Here is a 20,280-nt window from a genome sequence, read left to right on the forward strand (position 1 = left end):
GCCCGTCAGGCCGCGGCGGAATTGACGAAGATCGAATAGACAGAGGTCGAGGCCGTGATGAACAGCATGTTCCCGCGCGTGCCCCCGAATGTTAGGTTCGCAACCGTTTCGGGCACTAGGATCTTACCCAGCAAATCTCCTGCCTTCGAAAAGACATGCACCCCGTCTGCGGCCGAGCACCAGATATTGTCGTGGCGATCCACCCGCAACCCATCCGGCAATCCGTTGTCGATGGTTGCAAACTCTTGACCGCCGCTCAGATTACCATCCGTGTCTACGTCGAACGCTCGTAGCACTGAAGGAACTTCAGGGTCGTGGCTGCTGCCTGACTCCGCAATATAGAGCCGGTTTTCGTCCACCGAAAAGGCAAGTCCGTTGGGCTGAACGAAATCGGTGACAACCGCCGAAAGTGCCTGCCCATCCGGGCTGGCGCGATAGACAAAACTACCCTCTTGTTCCGGGGTGGCCTGATGCCCTTCCAGATCGGACAGAATGCCATAGGTCGGGTCCGTGAACCAGATGGACCCGTCCGAGCGAACCACCACGTCGTTAGGAGAATTCAGGCGCTTGCCCATGTAACTTTCGGCAATCACCTGCCGTGTGCCGTCATGTTCCGTGCGCACAACCGAGCGGCTTCCATGGTGGCAAGTAACAAGGCGACCGTTTGGATCGCGGGTGTTGCCATTAGAATATTCGGAGTGCTGACGATACACACTTGCCCCACCACCTTCGGTCCATTGGTAGATGCGGGCATGGGGTATATCTGAAAACAGCAACAGGTTATGTGCGGGAAACCAGACCGGCCCTTCTGTCCAGCGGTGCCCCGATGAGAGGCGCGCAAGGCCCATATTGCTATGGATCAGATCGCGGAACTCCGGCCGGATGATGTCGTAGGTCTGCGAAAAAATCATACGTCATATCCTTTACGGCTGGCCAATGCGACGACTCCGACGATGACAAGCCCGGTCAAAATAAGCCGGACGCCAGCCCCCAAACCGTAGGAGTTCAGCATTGAGACGATGAGAAACATAAACAAAGCGGCGCCCCAAATACCGGGCACGTTGGAATTTCCGCCACCAATAGACGACCCGCCGATCACGACGACCGCAATGGACATCAACATGTATTCAGTCCCCATATTCAGGTTTGCACCCCCCGAAAAGCTGGCCAGAAGAAACCCCGCCAGCGCAGCACAGACAGCCGAATTGACATAGACGCCAAAGCGGACCGCGTTGACAGGAACTCCGCTGAGTCGGGCAGCGCGCAGGTTCTGGCCGATGGCCGATATCCACCGTCCCGCGATCGACCGTTCCAAAAGTACCCAAGCGCAAATCGCCAGAAGGATACCGATCACGGCGACGTTGGGAATTCCAATCGCGCCACCGGTTGCGAAATCGGCCAGCGGCTCAGGCGGTTTGATACGCAGCCCTCGGTTCGACCAGATGGCCAGTGATTGATAGAGGAAAGAGGCAGACAGGGTCGCGATGATCGGTGGAATACGCAGCAACAGGATCAAGGCGAAATTTACCAGGCCGCAGCCAATGCCGACGCCGATTGCAACCAATAGACCGGGTATGATCAGCGCGGTTTCCGAGTCCATGAACTTCAGGGCCAGCGTCGCCGACAATGTCATTGATGCGGGGATCGAAAGGTCGACATTGCCGGGACCCAAGGTGATCACCAGCATCTGCCCGATCCCAACGATGGCGGAAAAAGCAGCAAATGTCAGGGCGGCATAGAACAGCGACCCAGCACCGGAACCGGCGATCAGACTGGTTGCCGCAAAAGTCAGGGTGGCGGCCACAAAGGCCCAGATCCAGGGTTTTGAGAACAAGATCCGTACAGGATTCACGGGCCCTTCGGTGGATGAGGTATTATCGGTCACGCCGCAGCCTCCTTCCGAACGAAGAGCAGCCGCACCGCCAGAACAAGGATCAGGATCGCCCCTTGCGCTCCGATCTGCCAGTCAGGCGACAGGCGCAAGAAGGACAGGAAACTGGCTGCAAGGGTCAGGGTAAGCGCGCCGATCACCGCCCCAAACGGAGAGATGCGTCCACCGACAAACTCGCCGCCGCCCAAAATGACACCGGCAATGGACAGCAGAGTATATCTCAGCGCAATGTTGGCATCCGCTGCCGTTGTCAGACCGACAAGGCACATTCCGGCCAGAACGCCGAACAAACCGGCCAGCCCGTATGCGGACGCGCGCAGTTTGACCAGAGACCACCCGGCGCGCTCCATCGCGCGGTCATTGCCGCCGACCCCTTGCAGGATCACGCCGACCCAGGATCGTTTGATCAGCAGGTGTACCACCAATGCGATAACTAAAGGTGCGACCACAGCAATGGGGACCAGAGGTGTCTTGTAACTCATCAACGTCTTGAGCCATTCCGGCGATGCGCCACCGGGCGAAGGCAGGATCAAAACGGCCAGCCCGCCCCAGACAAAAGACATACCCAAAGTTACGACAATGGCAGGCAACCCTCGGAATTGGATCAGCGCGCCCAAACAAGCATAAGCCAGAATAGCCGTCGCCAGGATGGCATAGCCGATCAGTGGTGTGTCGTGAACGAACGTAGCAGTCACGCAGGCGCAGAAGCTGACAAATGTACCAATCGACAGGTCGATATCGTTGACCATGATGATCATCATCTGGGCGATGGTCGCTAAGGCGACCGGAATCGCCAGATTGAACAGCAGGTTCAGACCGAAATAACTCATCGCGCGCGGTTGCAGGTAGAAGACAGCCCCCAAAAGCACGGCCAGCGACAAAACGGGCAGGGCAAGACGCAGACGATCCCCGGTCATTCTGCGGCCTCCTGCATTTCGAATGAGGCGGCAAGAATGTTCTCTTCGGTGATCTCATCCCCGCTGAGTTCCGCTGCAATGTGTCCGGTGCGGAAGACAAACACTCGGTCGCATTCTAGAATCTCGTCCGTCTCGGTGGAGTACCACAAGAAACTGCGTCCCTTGGCGGCTTCGTCGCGGATCATTTGATAGACTTCCTTCTTGGTGCCCACATCGACACCGCGCATGGGGTCGTCCATCACCACAATCGGCGCGGACGAGGCCAAGGCCCGTGCGAACAAAACTTTTTGCTGGTTCCCCCCAGAGAGAGAAAGGATGGGGTTCGATACGTTGTCGGTGCGAATTCCAATCCTCTGTTTCCAGTTCTGAACCAGATCGGATTCCTTTCCGCGATCCACCAAAATGCGGTTGCTGAATTCGGACAGGGTGGTCAAAGACAGGTTTCTGAGGATCGACCAAAGCGGCATAACCCCATCTCGCGTACGGTCACCCGCGACGAAGACCACCTCGGGATCACCCGAGGATTTCCAGACCGAAGAATGGTCGAAAAAGATTTGCGCCAGCGCTTCGGCCTGCCCATGACCGGCCAGACCGGCCAAGCCAACGATCTCACCTTGTCGGGCGTTCAGGTCATTCTCTGCGCGTACAACCTCGGCGCCCAGCGTTTTGGCGGAGCGGGTTGCACCGGTATCGGTGTCATCCGGTGCCACGTGGCCCATAGCGTCCACAATGCTTTCGCGGGTGAAATTTCGGGCAGGTTGGTCATCCACGATCTGACCATCCTTCATGATCACGATCCGGGTCGACACATCGAAAATCTCGCCCATCATGTGCGAGATGAACAGCACCGCGCCACCTTCGGTACAAAAGCGTTTGATATGATCCAGCAACTGCTGCGCGATGGCCGCATCAAGTGACGAGGTCGGCTCATCCAAAATAACAAGGCTGGGTTCGCTGTCGCGGTCTGCGAAGGCGATGGCGATTTCGACCATCTGACGCTCGGCAATGGTCAAATTGCCGACAGTGGCACTTGGTTTGATGCCGTGGCCGGGAAAAACCAGATCCAGCGCGTCCTGCATTTTCTGCCGCGCCACGCGTCGCCAATTCTTGCGTGGCATGGTGCGAAATGGAATGCGTAGGTTTTCCAGCACGGTCAGGTTTGGGCAGAGCGACAGCTCCTGAAACACGCTGCGCACGCCGGATGCCTGCGCTTTTTGTCCATTGGTCAACGTGGCATCCCCGGCGCGGTAGGTCACAGCGCCCTGAGTGGGGGACAGCCGCCCGTTGATTACATTGGCCAGTGTCGACTTGCCCGCGCCATTGTGGCCGACCAATCCGATACACTCGCCCGCGGCAATTTCCAGCGTCGCTGCGCGCAACGCGTGAACGGGCCCAAAAGACATATGGGCCGCGTCCAGAGAGACAACCGGCGCAGAAACTGCGCCGGGTATCGTGTTTAAATCGCTCATTGACTACTGAGCCGACGAAATCACGTTTTTGGCCTGTTCCAACGTATATTCAACGTTGGCAACCGACCCTTTGGGCGTGGTTTTCAGCGACTCTTCCAATTCGTCCTGGGTGATGGTCAGGAAAGGCACGGTCAGGTCCTTGGGCACGTCGTTTCCGTCCAGAATCTGCTGCGCGACCCAGAAAGCAAGCGTGCTGACGCCCGGAGCAATCGACAGCGACGTGGTTTCATACCCGTTGGCGGCTTTTTCGTCGGCCCACCACTGCAATTCGTCCTGACGGTTGCCCATGACGATGGTTGGCATCGAGCGGTCGGTGGCTCCAATAGCCTGTGCGGCGCCATAGCCGTCACCACCCTGGGTCACGACACCGACGATTTCCGGCAAGCTGGGCAGAATGCCCGCAACGGCCTTTTGCGCAACGTCCTGCGCCCAGTCGCCATGAACCGAACCTACGATCTCAAAGTTGGAGTTCTTGACCTCGTCATGAATGCCCGCGCTGATTTCATCATCGACGAAGACACCGGCCAGCCCACGGATTTCCAGAAGGTTGCCGCCATCGGGATAGCGCTGTGCCAAGTATTTCACTTGTTCGCGGCCCATCTGTTGGAAGTCGACGGCGATGCGCCATGCGCAGGGCTCCTGCACGATCCCGTCAAATGAGACAACGGTGATGCCCGCGTCGCAAGCGGCTTTGACCGCGCCGTTGATTGCCGTGGGCGAGGCCGCGTTGATGACGATGGCGTCATAGCCCTGCAGGATCATGTTCTGAATCTGGGCAGCCTGTTCGGTCGCCTGATTTTCAGAGGTGGTGAAGGCGTCCGCTGCGGCAACCAAGCCTTCGGCCACCGCTGCATCCCCATTTTTTTGCCAGCTTTCCAGCATGGCCTGACGCCATGAGTTTCCGGCATAGTTGTTGGACAGCGCGATGCGTTTGTCGGATGTGTCTGCGGTGGCACCGGTGGCCGCCAATACGGTAATGCCGGCGACAGCGCCGAGCATGATTGCCTTGAGTGTCATAGTTTCCTCCCTGGGCGGCCCCTCCGCCGCACGTTCATCGGGCCCGCTCAATCCGGCAGGCAGCGAGAGGATTCCGCGCAATGGGCAAAAGTGTAAGAGTAGGATGCGCGCAAAGATTGCGGGTTCCCGCAAAACTATTGCGGTGATCCGCATGACAGGGTGGGGTCGGACTTCTATACTGTGTTGTGCCGGTCGCCGCGGACCGGTTTTTCGAAAGTGCGTCCATGGCCGATCTTGCCTATTACCTGCGGATTTCCAATCACCTGGCAGGCAACCTCGACATCAAGTCCGCCTTGCGCTCGGTCAAGTCCGAGATCGACCGCATTTTGCAGGTTGATCACCTTGACGTGTGCCTGGTTGACGACAAAGGAAACTGGAACACCAGCTACGAGGTCGGTCTGCGCACCAGTTGGAGCCGCACGCGCGCGCCTGTCGAGGTTTCTCCGGTGCGCGATATCCTGCGGGGGGAATGCGACAGCATGTTGACCGGCAACGCGCTGGAAGACCCGCGATATGTGTTCGAAGGGGCCGATTGCGAGCCGATCATCAAACATCAGATGCGCAGTCGCGTTAACGTGGCGATGAAAGTGCTGGGTCGCACGATCGGTGCCTTGAACTGCTCGTCGCAGAAGCTGGATTTCTATGACGATCAGGCTGTCGAACAGGTTCGCAACATTGCCGATATTCTTGCCCCCTATTTCTATGCGTTACGGGCCAATGAACAATCGCGGCGCGAAGCGATCATGCGCGCGGAATTGCAGGCGCGCGAAGAAGGGTTACGTCTGGGCGCACTAAGCCTGACCGACGCGCTTGAGCTTGAGCGGCAGAGGATCGGCATGGATCTGCACGACCAGACGCTGGCCGATATGACCCGGATCAGCCGAGAGCTTGAGCGCTGCAAAACTCAGAAAGATATCGAAGCTGTGCGCGGGTCGATGCAAACCTGCATCCAGGGGCTGCGCGAGATTATCGACACTTCGATCCCGTCCCTGCTGGAGCTGTTCGGGTTCCAGCACGCTGTGCGCACGCATCTTGAACGGGCTGTCGGAACGGATCAGGAGATCGACATTGATGTGCGCGACCTGTCTGAAGGGTTGATTGACGATTTGCCACAGACCAAACGAATTGCGCTGTACCGCATCACGCAAGAAGCGATCAACAATGCCGTGCGGCACGCGCGGGCGTCTTCCATTCTGGTCGAGATCGAGTGCCGTGACGGGCTGCATCTATCGATACGTGACGATGGGGCCAGTTCGGCAGCCATTGAAACAGGTAAAGTTTCTGGCGGTTTGACCCATATGCGTACCCGTGCCCGGCTTATCGCGGCACAGTTTGATATCCGCTACGCCGAAGGAACTGAAATCAGCGTCAGGCTCCCGGTGTCGGAATGCCGCGGCAGAGAGGAAGTGGCATGAAGGTTCTTCTGGTCGAAGATGACGCAATGCACGCCAACTACCTCAAAGAGTTGGTTCTAGAGGCTTTGCCTGAAGCGTCCGAAATCAGTCTGGCGGCCAACGGACGCGAGGGCGAGGTCAAGGCCCGCGAAGATGGTGTCGAAGCCATCGTCATGGACCTGCGCATGAAAGAGCGCAACGGGATTGAGGCAGCCCGCACCATATGGTCCGAGCGACCGGAAACACGCATCTTGTTCTGGTCGAACTATTCGGACGAGGCGTATCTGCGCGGCATCGCCCGGATCGTCCCGAAAGAGGCCGCGTATGGCTATGTTCTGAAAACCGCCAGCCCATCGCGTATGCATTTGGCACTGAGGGCGGTCCTGCTGGAAGCCCAGATCATGGTCGACCGTGAGATTCACCAAATCCAGCGGGATCAAAGCCGGTCGGGCGAGGCGCTGACCGAGGTCGAACTAGCGATCCTGACCGATCTTGCACTGGGTCTTCCTGACAAGGCCATTGCCGCCCGCCGGAAACTGGCATTGCGCACTATCCAGAACCGTTTGCTGTCGATCTACGAAAAGCTGGACGTCAACGACCTGCTGATCGAAGCCGGAGATATTGCGATCAACAAACGCGTGCGCGCCGTGTCCAAGGCGATAACCTCGCAGATTTTGAACAACGAAGCCATCGTCGCTGCTGAAAAGGACCTAAGCGCGTGGCTGGCGCGCTCTGCCTTGTCGCTCTGAAATCTGCGCTCAGGTTGGCACGATATTGTGGTTGATCCGAAACAGGTTCTGCGGGTCGTATTGTCCTTTGATCTGACCCAGTTTTGCGCCATTGGAACCATAGGCACCAGCCATGTGATTGGCCTCATCTTCGGGCATGAAGTTCACATAGGCGCTGCCTGTGGCGTGAGGTGCCATCTGATCGTACAACGCCCGCGCCCAACTGATGCAGGTATCGTCTTTTGAGGGATCTTCCCATCGGGTGTGAACGTTCATGATGAAATGAGCGCTGCGCTCGGGATAGGCCGTTGCATCCGCGGGTACCCGCGCCATGGCACCGCCTACATGTGCGATGAACACCTCGCAAGCCGGATCAGGTAGCGTGGCGATTGCGGCAAGCAGGTCGGATGTCGCGTGGGATGTCAGCGTGCTGAAATCGTGGCTTTTCCAGTAATTGCGCGCGCCGGGCGTCAAAAGCCCATCAAAGGCCGCTTGCCAGTCCACGAATGCATGGGGCGAGATGACATCTGCAATCGGATCACCAAGACCGCGCAAGCCGGCCATAGCTTTTTCGCCGTCGGCCATTGGTCCGGCATAACACGCGGCAAAGATTAAGACCTCGCGCCCATGCCATTCTTCGGGCAAGAAGGGCAGAGGCGGGGCCTTGCGCATCACGGTCCAGACCGTCAGTTCATCCGGCGCGGAATCCGCGATTTTCACGTATTCCGGCAGTAGGTCGGGGGCCGCTTCGATCGGGTGAACGACCAAACCTGACAAGACATCGGGGCCCAGCGGATGCAGTTGGAATTCGAACGATGTGACGACGCCAAAGTTGCCACCTCCGCCCCGCAGGGCCCAGAACAGGTCAGGGTGACTTTTGGCAGATGCGGTGACGATTTCGCCGTCGGCGGTTACAACCTGGGCAGAGATCAGGTTGTCGATGGTCATCCCGAATTTCCGGGTGATCCAGCCAAAGCCGCCACCCAGTGTCAAACCAGCCGTTCCGGTGGTCGAGTTGATGCCCAATGGCACCGCCAGCGCATGGGCTTGTGTCTCGCGGTCGACATCGCCCAATACGGCGCCGGGTTCTACGCGCGCAGTTCGGTTGACCGGGTCCACATGTACCGAACGCATCTGCGACAGGTCCAACATAACCGCATCGTCGGCGACAGCGTGGCCCGCGATCTGGTGACCACCCGACCGAATGGACATGGTCAACCCGGCCTCGCGCACGAAATTCACCGCTTTTTGCACGTCACTGGACCCAAGCGCGCGGATCACGAAACTTGGGTGCCGCTCCACGATGCTATTCCAGGTTGTGCGGGCCTGATCATACTCGGGACTGCCGGGCAAATGGACGCCGCCGCGCAGCGTTGCGTCCAAAGTGTCCAAGGCAGCGCGCTCGATCCGAGCGGCGCTGCCGTCCAATGTCTTGACGTCAAACATCTTAAATTCCTTCCTGGTTCAAGGAAGGTTTCTTGCCCCTGTGCCCCGCCTGTTGTCCGGCGGGTACGCGCCTTTTATAGTTTGCGAGAACTCAGGCAAAAACGCCGGGGTCGATGCGATCTACCGGAGTAATCACATCTGCCGGAATATTCAGCCGTTTGGCGGCCTGTCTCAGGCTTTCTTCGTCAGGGGCCTCGTAAAGGCAATAAGTCTTGCGCTTGTCCGCGCTGAGGAAAGAAAAGATCCATTCGATCCCTTCTTCGTCATTTATTTCTTTAATATGTGCTTTGTCGCCTTCGGTCAGGTTTACCTGTTCGGCGAATTGGCGTTCAATAATATACCTTGGCATATTTCCCCCCCAGGAAATGAAAACAGGGTTCAGCTTGCAGTTCCTTCAAGCCTTTCCCTAAGGGAAACCATACTCAATTTCTGAGCTGTTGCCAACGCCTCGGCCTCGAGATGGATGGCCTGTTCAAGGTTGTCCTTGCCGCCAAGCCTGCGCAAAGCCGCCGCATAGGCGGCTTTGCTGTGTGCCACCCAGGGCGGGCAATCCATGTCCGTGTCAATCTGGATTGCCTTGGTAAACATCCGTTCTGCAGTTGGCCAATCTTCAAGCAATGCAGCCAGATTTCCCAACCGCCGCGCACCCGCGCCAGTACATACCGTCGTTGCCCCAGCGGTAATGGTGAGGTCTTCGTAAGGGGCCAACATCTCGAACAGCGTTTGCGCGTGCGTGGTATGACCGACTGCGACGCAAATATCGGACAGATAGGACAATGTGGTCGAATACATGGCGTCTGACGGCAGATAAAATCCGCTCTCGGCGACCTCGTTCAGGATGCGTTCAGCGGGGTCATGAAACCCCAGTTCAGCTGCGATGACGCCAAAACCGGGCTTCCAGGTCATGTCGTCAGCGTTTTCATCCATCAGTTTTTTAATGACCGGAGCCACTTCGTGCAAACGGCTTTGTTCTCGGCGCAGGGTGAACATCTGAACGCCAAACACGCCCTCGATATGTTTCCCGTGGGTTTTGCGGCCGATTTTCACCGCCTCGGTAGCTAGCTTTTCGGCCTTGCCAAAGTCGCCCTCCATGATCGCTATCATTGCCCGGGCATGGGTCTGAACCCAATAGAGCTGCAAGTGATTGTCTTTCTGGGAGACCTCGGTCAGCAGTTTCAATGACCGGTCCAGCAGAGCCCGGTCAGCCATTTCAGCCCCAACAAACAGGCTGAGTGTGCGGTCCCGACCCTGATCAATCGAGCCAAGATGCTGCGCTACTTCGTGCATCTTGTCCAGATGTTCCCGCCATTTGTGCCTTTCGTCGGCGGGTCTTGCGATAAATGGCGCGCCGTATTGCATCATCATGACCGAGAACTGGGATTTGTTGTCTCCCAGCTTGGCGGCAAGCTCCATCGATTCCTGGGCGTATCGGGCACCCTCTGAGGCTTGACCAAGGAACAGACAGGCGCGGGCAAGCTGACTTTTTAGCTGGCACTGGCGTCTTTCGTCTTGCGCGGGCAGGTTTTTCAAAGCGGCCTCGCACAGGGAAATCACTTCGCCATGTCGTTGCCCAGCCATCATGCAGGAATCCGAAAAATGCAGGGCTACATCGGCGGCCAATTCGACATCCCCAAGGGCATTTGCCGCGTCCGAGGCGCTTTTGAGTTCCGCAATGCCTTCGGGTAGCTGTCCCAAACTATCAAAGCTGCGCCCGACAAGAACAGTTGCCCGGATTGTTTCGGACTGATTGTCGCCCTCAAGGTTCCGTGCTGCATTCAGCGCCTCGTGCGCGTTAGTCATTGCCTCGTGACTGGCGGAACGAGCCAGCGCCATTTCGGTTGCCGCCTGCCATTTTTTGAACGCCGCACTCCAGTCTTCGGCCTCGGTCAGGTGTCGGGCGACAAGTTCAGGTCGACGTTCAATCTCGGCGGACCGCAACGCTGCCAACGCCTTGGCAACATGGGCATGCTGCGCCCGCCGAGTTGTGCTGAGCATGGATTGATAGGCAGTGTCGCGGATCAGTGCGTGACGGAAAACGAAGTGACCTCTGGAGTTGCCGCTTTCGAAAACAAGTCCGGTTTTGCACAGTTCGTCCAGGCCCTTTGCGGTGTCGACCGTGGCATCCGTCAGTGCTGCACGCAGCAGGCCAGGTTCAAACTCGCGCCCGATCACCGAGCCTGTCAGTGCCACCTGTTTCGCGTCTGATGAAACCGCATCCAACCGCGCCATCAACGCGCCTTTTAGTGACGAAGGAACAGCCACTGCACCCTGCCCACCTGTGGTTAGATAGGCGCGGGTCAGTTCTTCGACGAATAGTGGGACGCCGTCCGTCTTTTCTATGATCAGCTGAACCAGATCGGTGTCAGGGGTTTTACCCGAGACATTGCGGATCAAGTTCGCCACATGGTCTGGATCAAAGCGGCGCAGGTGTAGGGTTTGAGTGTGTGCTTCCCCTTCGTCCCGCGCAAGATCCCAGCCGGGGCGGTGGGTGATCAACATCATCAATGGCAGGTCCGAACAGATGGACTTGAACCTTTCCAGCAAGGCGTTTGTCGAGGGGTCGATCCAATGCGCGTCCTCAACACACAAAACAACCGGTCGCACGGTTGAGCGGGCCTTGACCGTGTCGATCAACGTCTGGATGGTCAAATCCCGCTGTTCCTGTGGTGACAGGTCAAGAATCTTTTCGGCCACATCACTGTGCGGGGCGACCAGCGCCGCAAAAACCGGCAGGACGTGATCCAGTTCGATCCCCTCGCGTTTCTCAAGCATGGCGCGGACCAGCTCTACCACCCGATCGTCATCCAGATCCGGTCCGACACCTGCATCCTGCGAGATGCGCTCGGTCACCGGGTGAAAGGGGCTGCTGGTCAGATAGGGCGAGCAATTCAGTCGTATGACGTCTGCCGTCGCAGCGATGTCGTCGCCGCTCAGAAACTCTTCCGTCAGGCGGGATTTGCCGATCCCGGCTTCGCCAGACAGCAGGACGACCTCACCATGCCCGGCAGAGGCCCGTTGCCAGGTTTGGTGCAGGATACCTTTTTCGAAGTCCCGCCCGATCATTTCCGAGCTTTCACTTTCACGATGCAACGCCTGAAAACGGCTGTCGGCGCTGCGCTCGGCCGTGACCTGCAGCAAGGTACGCGGGGTGTCAAAGCCCTTTAGCGAAACAGGGCCAAGTGAGGAAATCGAAAAGACCCGTCGCAGGCTGGCATCAGAATCCTCGCTTGTAGTTACCACCGTGTTCGGCTGCGCGTTTTCCTGCAACCGCGCCGCCAGGTTCAGAACCGGACCGGTCATTGCGCCCTCTTCGAAGGTATTTTCACCAACGGCGTCGCCTACGACCACGTCACCGCTTGCGATACCGATCCGAACGGACAAACGCTCGCCGTCAGGAGATTTCAGGGTTTTCACGTGCGCAACTGAATCCAATCCCGCCTTCACCGCGCGGATGGCGTGGTCTTCATAGGCCTGTGGCCAACCAAAAAAGACCAGCAATCCATCGCCCAGATACTTGGCGACATAGCCGCCAAAACGCGTCACTGCCCCAGCGACACTGTCTTGATAACTTTGCAGCAAGGCGCGCATATCTTCGGGATCGAACTTGTTTGTCAATTCGGTCGATCCGACAAGATCGGCAAAAAACACGGTCAGATGGCGTCGCTCGGCAGCAGGTGCTCGGGTTTCGGTTTCACCGGGTTTGTTTCCATCTGGTGGGGCGTTTGTGATGGGCAATCCGGGGTTGCCATCCAACTTTGCTATGGCGGCAAGGACGATCTTCCTGTGGCCAAGGGACAAGCCAAGTTCTTTGAGGTCTTCATTTGAGAGCAGCGGTAGGGCACGTGCATCGACGTCATTTTGCAGGAACGTGTCAGCATACTGCTCCATTCCAAGGTCTTTCAGCCATGACGTGACTTCAAAACTCATTTCGTGATCATGCGGGCTATTGGCCCACGGATCAAGCCAAGCGACGTTTCGATCTGGCGGCCCTGCCATGTGCCCGAACGAACCGATCGAAAAGACTCGGGTATTTGAAACCCTTCTTTTGACTTTGGCGTTCAAAACACTGGACGAAGCCGGTTCCTTGATCAATGATAGCGCTGACATTCACTTTGGCCGGGACTTCGGTAAGAATGAACTTAAGTGTTTGGGAGTATTTCGCCGAGAAAACGCAATAAACGTTTCGGGTGAATGTGCGGTTGGAGGATGGCCGCAAGACGGAAGAAAGGGACCCCGAAAAGGGGCCGTGCAAAAAAGATCGCATATTGGGAGGAAAGAAAATGCGTAACTTACTGAAAACAAAATCTCTGATTGTGGCAGGGCTGTTGTGCACCACCAGCCTGGCGCAGGCGGAAGAGGTTGAGGTTCTGCACTGGTGGACGTCCGGTGGTGAAGCCGCCGCACTGAATGTTCTGAAAGACGACCTGTCCGGGCAGGGTATCGGCTGGACCGACATGCCTGTCGCCGGTGGCGGTGGTGAGCAGGCGATGACCGTTCTGCGTGCCCGTGTCACAGCCGGGAATGCCCCGACTGCCGTTCAGGCTCTGGGTTTCGACATTCTGGACTGGGCCGATCAGGGCGCATTGGCGGACCTGAACGAAGTTGCAGCCAAAGAAGGTTGGGACGATGTGGTGCCAGACGCATTGAAGGCTTTTGCCAAGCATGACGGCAAGTGGGTTTCGGCTCCGGTCAATGTGCATTCGACCAACTGGGTGTGGGCAAACAAGGCGGTCCTGGATGCAAACGGTATCGCCCAGCCCACCAACTGGGACGAGTTCGTCGCGGCTGTCGAAGCGCTGAAAGCCGCCGGGATCACCCCGATCGCCCATGGCGGTCAGGCCTGGCAAGACGCAACCGTGTTTGACGCAATCGCGATGTCAACCTTGGGGGCGGACGGTTACAAGGCGGCGTTCATTGATTTGGACGAAGAAACGCTGGGCAGTGATGCTATGAAAGAAGCGTTCGATCGCATGTCCTTCATCGCCGCCAATGTGGACGAGAACTTCTCGGGCCGCGACTGGAACCTTGCCACTGCGATGGTGATCAATGGCGAGGCCGGTTTCCAGATGATGGGTGACTGGGCCAAGGGTGAATTCCTGAACGCGGGCAAAGTTCCGGGTCAGGACTTCCTGTGCTTCCGCTTCCCCGGCACGCAGGACCAGGTCACCTTCAACGCCGACCAGTTCATGATGTTCGACCAAGGCGGTTCGGTTTCAGCCGAGCAGGCCGCGTTGGCCAGCGCCATTCTGTCGCCAAGCTTTCAGATTGCATTCAACAAGGTGAAGGGTTCCGTTCCGGCCCGGACCGACGTGGATGGCAGCGACCTAGACGCTTGTGGTCAGCAAGGCATGAAGGATCTGGCCGCCGCTGCATCGTCGGGCAACTTGTTCGGTTCTATGGCGCACGGCCACGCGGCGCCGGCTTCGGTGAAAAACGCGGTCTATGACGTCGTGACGGCGCATTTCAACGGCGAGTATGACAGTGAAACAGCTGTGACCGAACTGGTCGACGCGGTTTCCATCGCCAAGTAATCCCGACTTGAACCTACTGACGGGGCGGCTGCCTGGCCGCCCTGTCTTGAAAGGGGCAGGATAAGCCCCAAAACACCAACTCTGGAACGAGGAGGGCGCGCCATGGCTGCTTCAGCCGACGCGGATTTCAAGACACGCCTTCAGAACTGGATTCCCAAACTGGTCCTGTCGCCTTCACTGGCGATGGTTCTGGTCTTCGTCTACGGGTTCATCCTGTTCTCGGTCTACCTGTCCTTCACCGACAGTCGTATTCTGCCCAGCTTCGGCTGGGTCGGCTGGGAGAATTACGACAAGCTCTGGCGATTGAGCCATTGGGAAACCTCGCTCATCAATATGGGGATTTTCGCGGGGCTTTATATCGTGATCTGCACCTGTATCGGCTTGGGATTGGCGATCTTCCTCGATCAGAAAATTCGCGGTGAAGGCCTGCTGCGTCCAATTTACCTGTATCCGATGGCGCTCAGCTTCATTGTGACCGGAACGGCGTGGAAATGGTTCCTCGATCCCGGCATCGGGCTGGAAAACGTGATGCATACTTGGGGTTGGACCAGTTTTGAGTTCGATTGGATCAAGAACCGCGACTTTGCGATTTACACCGTCGTGTTGGCGGCGGTCTGGCAGACCTCGGGCTTTGTCATGGCGATGTTTCTGGCCGGTCTGCGGGGTATCGACAATGAAATCCTGCGCGCGGCGCAAATGGACGGGGCGTCGAACTGGAACCTCTATCGTCGGATCATCATCCCGCAGCTGAGGCCCGCTTTCCTGTCGGCTTTCGTGATCCTCAGCCACCTTGCGATCAAGACCTTTGACCTTGTAATCGCGTTGACCGGCGGCGGTCCGGGCCGCGCGACCGAACTGCCCGCAACCTTCATGTATTCCTACACGTTCACGCGGAATCAGATGGGGATCGGCGCAGCCTCGGCCACGATCATGCTGATGACCATAGCCGCGATCATGATCCCTTATCTCTACGCTGAATTGCGGGAGAAACGCTGATGTCTCAGGCCTCTCAAGATACCGCAATCCGCACGGGCCGCGTCACGCGCACGCTGATCTATCTGGTTTTGCTGCTGTTTGCCCTGTTTTACCTCTTGCCGCTTTACGTGATGCTGGTGAATTCGGTCAAACCCTTGGAGGAAATCACTGGCGGCGGCATGATGAACCTGCCAGAGGTCTTCACGCTCGAGCCGTGGCTGCAAGCCTGGTCCTCGGCCCAGATCGGGGTCGAACCGACGGGCTTGCGCCCGTATTTCTGGAATTCGATCAAGATGGTTGTGCCCGCCGTTATCGTCTCGACCATTTTGGGCGCGCTAAATGGATACGTACTGACCAAGTGGCGCTTCAAGTATGACACCATCCTGTTCGGGCTGATGCTGTTTGCCTGTTTCATCCCATTCCAGATCGTTCTGATCCCGATGGCGCGGATGCTGGGCCTGATGGGCCTAGCGGGCACCACATGGGGTCTGGCACTGGTGCATGTGGTTTACGGCATTGGCTTCACCACGCTTTACTTCCGAAATTACTATGCCGTTTTCCCTACCGAACTGATCCGGGCGGCACAGATCGACGGGGCGGGGTTCTTCCAGATATTCTGGCGCATCCTGCTGCCCAGTTCAGGCCCTATCGCGGTGGTGTCGATCATCTGGCAGTTCACCAATATCTGGAATGACTTCCTGTTTGGAGCGTCATTTGCCGATGCCAACAGCCAGCCAATGACGGTCGCGCTCAACAATCTTGTGCAGTCGTCTACGGGGGTAAAGGAATACAACGTACATTTTGCAGGCGCCATTCTGGCCGCGCTGCCAACGCTGCTCGTTTATATCGTGGCCGGTCGTTACTTCGTCCGCGGCCTGATGGCGGGTTCAGTGAAAGGATAACGGACCATGGGATTTCTTGATATCGACAACGCAACCAAGTCATACGGTGCGGTCGAGGTGTTGCACAAGGTGGACATCTCGGTGCAGGAGGGCGAGTTTCTGGTGCTCGTCGGGCCCTCGGGCTGCGGCAAGTCCACCCTTCTGAACATGATCGCGGGGCTGGAAGAGATCACCAGCGGTGAGATCCGCATCAAGGATCAGGTGATGAACGGGGTTCATCCCTCAAACCGCAACATCGCCATGGTGTTCCAGAGCTACGCATTGTACCCCAACATGACCGTGGGGCAGAACATCACCTTCGGACTTGAAATGCACGGCGTGCCGAAACCCGAACGTGAAAAGGCCATGGCCGAGGTTGCCAAGCTGTTGCAGATTGAGCAGTTACTGGATCGTAAGCCGGGCCAATTGTCGGGCGGTCAGCGTCAGCGCGTGGCCATGGGGCGGGCTTTGGTGCGCAACCCTGATGTATTCCTGTTCGACGAGCCTCTGTCCAATCTGGACGCCAAGCTGCGCGTCGACATGCGGACCGAGATCAAGAAACTGCACCAGAACCTTGGCACGACCATTGTCTACGTGACCCATGACCAGATCGAGGCGATGACCCTGTCCAGCCGGATTGCCGTCATGAACGGTGGCTACGTGCAACAACTGGGCACTCCGCAAGAGATCTATGACACCCCCGCCAATATCTTTGTCGCCACCTTCATGGGGTCGCCCGCGATGAATGTGGTGCCTGCCAAGGTGGTGATGGTGGATGGGTGCCCCCATGCCGAGGTTGCCTTGCATGACGGCGCGATGGCGCAACTGCCGTTCAGCCAGGACAACCTATCCCATTGGGACGGGCGCGACATCCTGCTTGGTATCCGACCCGAGACGATCACGGATGTTGACGGGGCAGATCGGAAGTCTTCGAATATCGCGCAGATGACCAATCGGATCGTCGTGACAGAACCGGCGGGGTCCGACACATTTGTGTCCATGACGCTGGGTGGTCGGGATGTGATTGCACGCATGCGGTCGGATGCCGAGGTTTCGCCTGGGCAGGACTTCACCTTTGCGGTCAACATGGAAAAAGCGGTGGCCTTCGATCCTGAAACCGAAAACCGCATTCAGGGATAGTCCACTGTGATGAAGGGCCTATACGCATGACAACCGGCTACGACTTTATCGTCGTAGGCGGGGGGTCTGCCGGGTCCGTCATCGCCGCACGCCTTTCGGAAAACCCTGATCTGAGGGTTCTGCTGCTTGAGGCCGGAGGCGGCGACCGTCACCCCTTGTTCCATCTGCCCGCAGGCTTCGCCAAGATGACTAAAGGCATTGGGTCATGGGGGTGGAGCACCGTGCCGCAGCAGCACATGCAGGGCAAGGTGTTCACCTATACACAGGCCAAGGTGATCGGTGGTGGTTCGGCCATCAATGCCCAAATCTACACCCGCGGAGCGGCACAGGACTATGATGACTGGCGTCAGATGGGCTGCGAGGGTTGGGGTTACGCGGACGTTCTGCCTTATTTCAAGAAATCCGAAGACAATGACACATATGGGGGAGAGTTCCACGGCCAAGGCGGCCCGTTGGGGGTTTCCATGCCCGCAGCCCCTCTGCCGATCTGCGATGCGTTTATCGAGGCCGCCGGTCAGTTGGGTATACCAAAGACAACGGATGTGAATGGGGCCAAGCAGGACGGGGCAGGGTATTATCAACTGACCCAGCGCAGTGCACGCCGGTCCTCTGCCGCGATGGCCTTCCTTGCGCCAGCGCAATCGCGGCCCAACCTGACCATTCAGACACACGCGCAGGTGCGCCGGATCACGGTTGAAAACGGGCGGGCAACGGGCGTCGAATTACTGGACGGCCGCAAAATCGTCGCTGAGGCTGAGGTGATCCTGTCCTCGGGGGCCATCGGCTCGCCCCGGTTGTTGCAACTTTCGGGTATTGGTCCGGCGGAGGCGCTGAGAGCTTTGGGAATTGATGTCGTCTATGACCAGCCCGATGTCGGGGCGAATTTGCAGGATCATCTGGACCTCTATGCGATATGCGAGGTTACGGGCCCGCATACCTATGACAGTTATGCCAAGCCGCATCTGTCAGTGCTGGCGGCATTGCAATACCTGCTCACGCGCAAGGGCCCGGTTGCCTCAAGCCTGTTTGAGACGGGTGGGTTCTGGTATGCAGATGAAAACGCCCGCTCACCCGATATCCAGATGCATCTGGGCCTTGGCACCGGGATCGAAGCCGGTGTCGCGGCAATGCCAAATGGCGGTGTGACGCTGAACGCCTGTCATTTGCGGCCACGGTCACGGGGATCGGTTCGGTTGCGCAGTGATAATCCCGCCGACATACCTCTGATCGATCCGAATTACCTGTCAGATCCTTATGATCGTGAGATGTCCGTTCGCGGGCTGAAATTGGTGCAGCAAATTCTGGCACAGGAGGCGCTGAAACCCTACATTCTGGCCGAACGCCTTCCGGGGCCGGATGTGCGCACGGACGAAGACTATTTCAATTTCATCTGCGAACATTCCAAAACCTCACACCATTGCGCCGGCACTTGCCGGATGGGCGGCGATAACGGAGCTGTTCTGAACCCGCGTTTGCGCTTCAATGGGATCGAGGGGCTGCGGGTCGCAGATGCGTCGATCATGCCAACTGTCAACTCATCAAACACAAACGCGCCGTCGATCATGATCGGCGAAAAGGCTGCAGATATGATCAAACAGGACCACAACGTCTTCTAAAAAATGGCCATGCTGACGGGTCTGGATTTCTCGTGGTCCAGGGCCCATGGTCGATGGGTCTGAAAGGGCGCGCTACAAGAAACCGTTGTCGATTGCGATACATTGACGATACAAGGTTGTTATCGCCATCAATCCGTTGGAATTTTGAATGATAAACCCGCATGTGAGTGACGGAATCGCTGAGTATTTTTTGGCCCGTTCTCGCATCGCGAAGGCGTTTCTTTTGCCAGATAAAATCTGCTGCGCGCGGCCGCCCGGCGGAAAGCCCGAATTGGAGGTTGCCCAGTGTTAGCGTTTGGATCCCGAAAGGCGCTCGCTATCGGCGAAGCGATGATCGAAATGGCGGATGTAGGCAACGAAACCTATCGCCGGGGCTTTGCCGGCGATACGTTCAACACCGCTTGGCACATGGCACAACTACTTGGGGATGCGGCCGAGGTCGGGTTTGTTACCAAAGTTGGCATGGATTCCGTTTCAGATGCTTTTGTCGAGCAGTCGCAGCAGGACGGGCTGGATGTCTCGGGTATTGGTCGATCAGAGGCTCGTACGATGGGTCTTTACATGATTGAGCTTGATGGGGTTGAGCGCAGTTTCCAGTATTGGCGGGATACGTCAGCGGCGAGGTTGTTGGCTGACGATCTGGAATGGCTGGAACAGGCCGTGACCGGTGCAGGGTTGATCCATCTGTCGGGTATTACACTGGCCATTTTGTCTGAGCCCGCCCGTGAAACTCTGTTTGAAGCTTTAACCAAGGCGCGGGCGCAGGGAGCGATCGTGTCATTCGACCCTAACGTGCGCCCGCGACTATGGAGGTCTGCTGAAGAAACGCGGGCTGTTCTGGCCAGGTTCAATACGCTCACCGATATCGCGCTTCCCAGCTTTGACGATGAAAGCGCCCTGTGGGGCGACGAGTCGCCGGTTCAGACAGTTGAACGTTTGCGTCGCGCTGGCGTCGTTGAAATTGCCGTCAAAAATGGCGCCGCGGCTCTGACGGCGTTTTGCGACGATCATCTGAGCGAAGTTCCGACCCAATCCGTGGATGGTGTTCGCGACACATCGGGTGCCGGAGACGCATTCAACGCTGGATATCTTTCCGCTCGGTTTAAAGGCTGTCATCAGGAAAAGGCAGTTCATTGGGGGCAGAGGACGGCGGGCGAAGTTATCCGGCACTTCGGCGCGCGCATTCCCAAGGACAGAGTTCCGGAAATAGACTGATCATACAGTCTTGAGGCAGAACCTGTTCCCAAGACGGTTCTTTGGCATAGATGACAGATA

General features: G+C 57.6%; 16 protein-coding genes. 8 read left to right on the forward strand and 8 right to left on the reverse strand.

The window, feature by feature from the left end:
• Positions 1 to 5: 5 nt before the first annotated feature.
• The 5 genes from AC2FJ6_RS13895 to AC2FJ6_RS13915 are packed head-to-tail and all read right to left on the reverse strand — an operon-like array spanning position 6 to position 5,294.
• Positions 6 to 911 carry an SMP-30/gluconolactonase/LRE family protein gene (locus AC2FJ6_RS13895; RefSeq protein WP_170773367.1) on the reverse strand — a complete coding sequence of 302 codons (906 nt, stop codon included), beginning with the start codon at positions 909 to 911 and terminating at the stop codon, positions 6 to 8.
• On the reverse strand, positions 908 to 1,885 hold the full coding sequence (locus AC2FJ6_RS13900) for an ABC transporter permease (protein WP_331252119.1): 978 nt from the start codon (positions 1,883 to 1,885) through the stop codon (positions 908 to 910). The genes AC2FJ6_RS13895 and AC2FJ6_RS13900 overlap by 4 nt, the downstream gene beginning before the upstream one ends.
• A complete protein-coding gene (locus tag AC2FJ6_RS13905; protein ID WP_170773368.1) occupies positions 1,882 to 2,808 on the reverse strand; it encodes an ABC transporter permease in 927 nt (308 codons plus the stop codon). The genes AC2FJ6_RS13900 and AC2FJ6_RS13905 overlap by 4 nt, the downstream gene beginning before the upstream one ends.
• Positions 2,805 to 4,277 carry a sugar ABC transporter ATP-binding protein gene (locus AC2FJ6_RS13910; protein ID WP_496669348.1) on the reverse strand — a complete coding sequence of 491 codons (1,473 nt, stop codon included), beginning with the start codon at positions 4,275 to 4,277 and terminating at the stop codon, positions 2,805 to 2,807. Before AC2FJ6_RS13910 ends, AC2FJ6_RS13905 begins: the two co-directional genes overlap by 4 nt.
• A 3-nt stretch (positions 4,278 to 4,280) precedes the next feature.
• Positions 4,281 to 5,294, reverse strand: coding sequence for an ABC transporter substrate-binding protein (locus AC2FJ6_RS13915; protein ID WP_170773370.1), 1,014 nt, complete (start codon positions 5,292 to 5,294; stop codon positions 4,281 to 4,283).
• 224 nt (positions 5,295 to 5,518) lie between these two features.
• Between AC2FJ6_RS13915 and AC2FJ6_RS13920 the strand changes: the two genes are divergently transcribed.
• Together AC2FJ6_RS13920 and AC2FJ6_RS13925 are read left to right on the forward strand one after the other, a co-directional pair.
• Positions 5,519 to 6,709, forward strand: a complete 1,191-nt coding sequence (locus AC2FJ6_RS13920) for a GAF domain-containing sensor histidine kinase (RefSeq protein ID WP_170773371.1) — start codon at positions 5,519 to 5,521, stop codon at positions 6,707 to 6,709.
• Positions 6,706 to 7,437: a response regulator transcription factor gene (locus tag AC2FJ6_RS13925; protein WP_170773373.1), complete on the forward strand. Its 732-nt coding sequence runs from the start codon at positions 6,706 to 6,708 to the stop codon at positions 7,435 to 7,437. The genes AC2FJ6_RS13920 and AC2FJ6_RS13925 overlap by 4 nt, the downstream gene beginning before the upstream one ends.
• A gap of 9 nt (positions 7,438 to 7,446) precedes the next feature.
• Here AC2FJ6_RS13925 and AC2FJ6_RS13930 read toward each other — a convergent pair whose 3' ends face one another.
• The 3 genes from AC2FJ6_RS13930 to AC2FJ6_RS13940 all read right to left on the reverse strand — a co-directional run bounded on the left by AC2FJ6_RS13930 (position 7,447) and on the right by AC2FJ6_RS13940 (position 12,789).
• On the reverse strand, positions 7,447 to 8,862 hold the full coding sequence (locus AC2FJ6_RS13930) for an FAD-binding oxidoreductase (RefSeq protein WP_170773375.1): 1,416 nt from the start codon (positions 8,860 to 8,862) through the stop codon (positions 7,447 to 7,449).
• A 91-nt stretch (positions 8,863 to 8,953) separates the two neighbouring features.
• Positions 8,954 to 9,211, reverse strand: a complete 258-nt coding sequence (locus tag AC2FJ6_RS13935) for a DUF4242 domain-containing protein (protein ID WP_170773377.1) — start codon at positions 9,209 to 9,211, stop codon at positions 8,954 to 8,956.
• 29 nt (positions 9,212 to 9,240) lie between these two features.
• Positions 9,241 to 12,789, reverse strand: a complete 3,549-nt coding sequence (locus AC2FJ6_RS13940; RefSeq protein ID WP_170773379.1) for an adenylate/guanylate cyclase domain-containing protein — start codon at positions 12,787 to 12,789, stop codon at positions 9,241 to 9,243.
• Positions 12,790 to 13,142: 353 nt separating this feature from the next.
• Between AC2FJ6_RS13940 and AC2FJ6_RS13945 the strand changes: the two genes are divergently transcribed.
• The 6 genes from AC2FJ6_RS13945 to AC2FJ6_RS13970 all read left to right on the forward strand — a co-directional run bounded on the left by AC2FJ6_RS13945 (position 13,143) and on the right by AC2FJ6_RS13970 (position 20,220).
• The gene (locus AC2FJ6_RS13945) at positions 13,143 to 14,393 is read left to right on the forward strand and encodes an ABC transporter substrate-binding protein (protein WP_170773381.1); all 1,251 of its coding nucleotides are present in this window, start codon (positions 13,143 to 13,145) and stop codon (positions 14,391 to 14,393) included.
• A 102-nt stretch (positions 14,394 to 14,495) separates the two neighbouring features.
• Positions 14,496 to 15,389 (forward strand): carbohydrate ABC transporter permease, encoded by an 894-nt coding sequence (locus tag AC2FJ6_RS13950; RefSeq protein WP_170773383.1) that lies wholly within the window; start codon positions 14,496 to 14,498, stop codon positions 15,387 to 15,389.
• Positions 15,389 to 16,270, forward strand: coding sequence for a carbohydrate ABC transporter permease (locus AC2FJ6_RS13955; RefSeq protein ID WP_170773385.1), 882 nt, complete (start codon positions 15,389 to 15,391; stop codon positions 16,268 to 16,270). The genes AC2FJ6_RS13950 and AC2FJ6_RS13955 overlap by 1 nt, the downstream gene beginning before the upstream one ends.
• A gap of 6 nt (positions 16,271 to 16,276) precedes the next feature.
• Positions 16,277 to 17,389 carry an ABC transporter ATP-binding protein gene (locus tag AC2FJ6_RS13960; protein WP_170773387.1) on the forward strand — a complete coding sequence of 371 codons (1,113 nt, stop codon included), beginning with the start codon at positions 16,277 to 16,279 and terminating at the stop codon, positions 17,387 to 17,389.
• 26 nt (positions 17,390 to 17,415) lie between these two features.
• A complete protein-coding gene (locus AC2FJ6_RS13965; RefSeq protein ID WP_496669351.1) occupies positions 17,416 to 19,005 on the forward strand; it encodes a GMC family oxidoreductase in 1,590 nt (529 codons plus the stop codon).
• Between the two features lie 285 nt (positions 19,006 to 19,290).
• Positions 19,291 to 20,220, forward strand: coding sequence for a sugar kinase (locus AC2FJ6_RS13970; RefSeq protein ID WP_496669353.1), 930 nt, complete (start codon positions 19,291 to 19,293; stop codon positions 20,218 to 20,220).
• Positions 20,221 to 20,280 lie beyond the last annotated feature (60 nt).

Source organism: Ruegeria sp. CDSA089 (genome assembly GCF_059612205.1).

What these genes read in the sequence shown, in the direction of transcription:
- AC2FJ6_RS13895 (WP_170773367.1), bottom strand. Translation starts at nt 911, where the DNA reads ATGATTTTTTCGCAGACCTACGACATCATCCGGCCGGAGTTCCGCGAT.
- AC2FJ6_RS13905 (WP_170773368.1), bottom strand. Translation starts at nt 2,808, where the DNA reads ATGACCGGGGATCGTCTGCGTCTTGCCCTGCCCGTTTTGTCGCTGGCC.
- AC2FJ6_RS13910 (WP_496669348.1), bottom strand. Translation starts at nt 4,277, where the DNA reads ATGAGCGATTTAAACACGATACCCGGCGCAGTTTCTGCGCCGGTTGTC.
- AC2FJ6_RS13915 (WP_170773370.1), bottom strand. Translation starts at nt 5,294, where the DNA reads ATGACACTCAAGGCAATCATGCTCGGCGCTGTCGCCGGCATTACCGTA.
- AC2FJ6_RS13920 (WP_170773371.1), top strand. Translation starts at nt 5,519, where the DNA reads ATGGCCGATCTTGCCTATTACCTGCGGATTTCCAATCACCTGGCAGGC.
- AC2FJ6_RS13925 (WP_170773373.1), top strand. Translation starts at nt 6,706, where the DNA reads ATGAAGGTTCTTCTGGTCGAAGATGACGCAATGCACGCCAACTACCTC.
- AC2FJ6_RS13930 (WP_170773375.1), bottom strand. Translation starts at nt 8,862, where the DNA reads ATGTTTGACGTCAAGACATTGGACGGCAGCGCCGCTCGGATCGAGCGC.
- AC2FJ6_RS13935 (WP_170773377.1), bottom strand. Translation starts at nt 9,211, where the DNA reads ATGCCAAGGTATATTATTGAACGCCAATTCGCCGAACAGGTAAACCTG.
- AC2FJ6_RS13940 (WP_170773379.1), bottom strand. Translation starts at nt 12,789, where the DNA reads ATGAGTTTTGAAGTCACGTCATGGCTGAAAGACCTTGGAATGGAGCAG.
- AC2FJ6_RS13945 (WP_170773381.1), top strand. Translation starts at nt 13,143, where the DNA reads ATGCGTAACTTACTGAAAACAAAATCTCTGATTGTGGCAGGGCTGTTG.
- AC2FJ6_RS13950 (WP_170773383.1), top strand. Translation starts at nt 14,496, where the DNA reads ATGGCTGCTTCAGCCGACGCGGATTTCAAGACACGCCTTCAGAACTGG.
- AC2FJ6_RS13955 (WP_170773385.1), top strand. Translation starts at nt 15,389, where the DNA reads ATGTCTCAGGCCTCTCAAGATACCGCAATCCGCACGGGCCGCGTCACG.
- AC2FJ6_RS13960 (WP_170773387.1), top strand. Translation starts at nt 16,277, where the DNA reads ATGGGATTTCTTGATATCGACAACGCAACCAAGTCATACGGTGCGGTC.
- AC2FJ6_RS13965 (WP_496669351.1), top strand. Translation starts at nt 17,416, where the DNA reads ATGACAACCGGCTACGACTTTATCGTCGTAGGCGGGGGGTCTGCCGGG.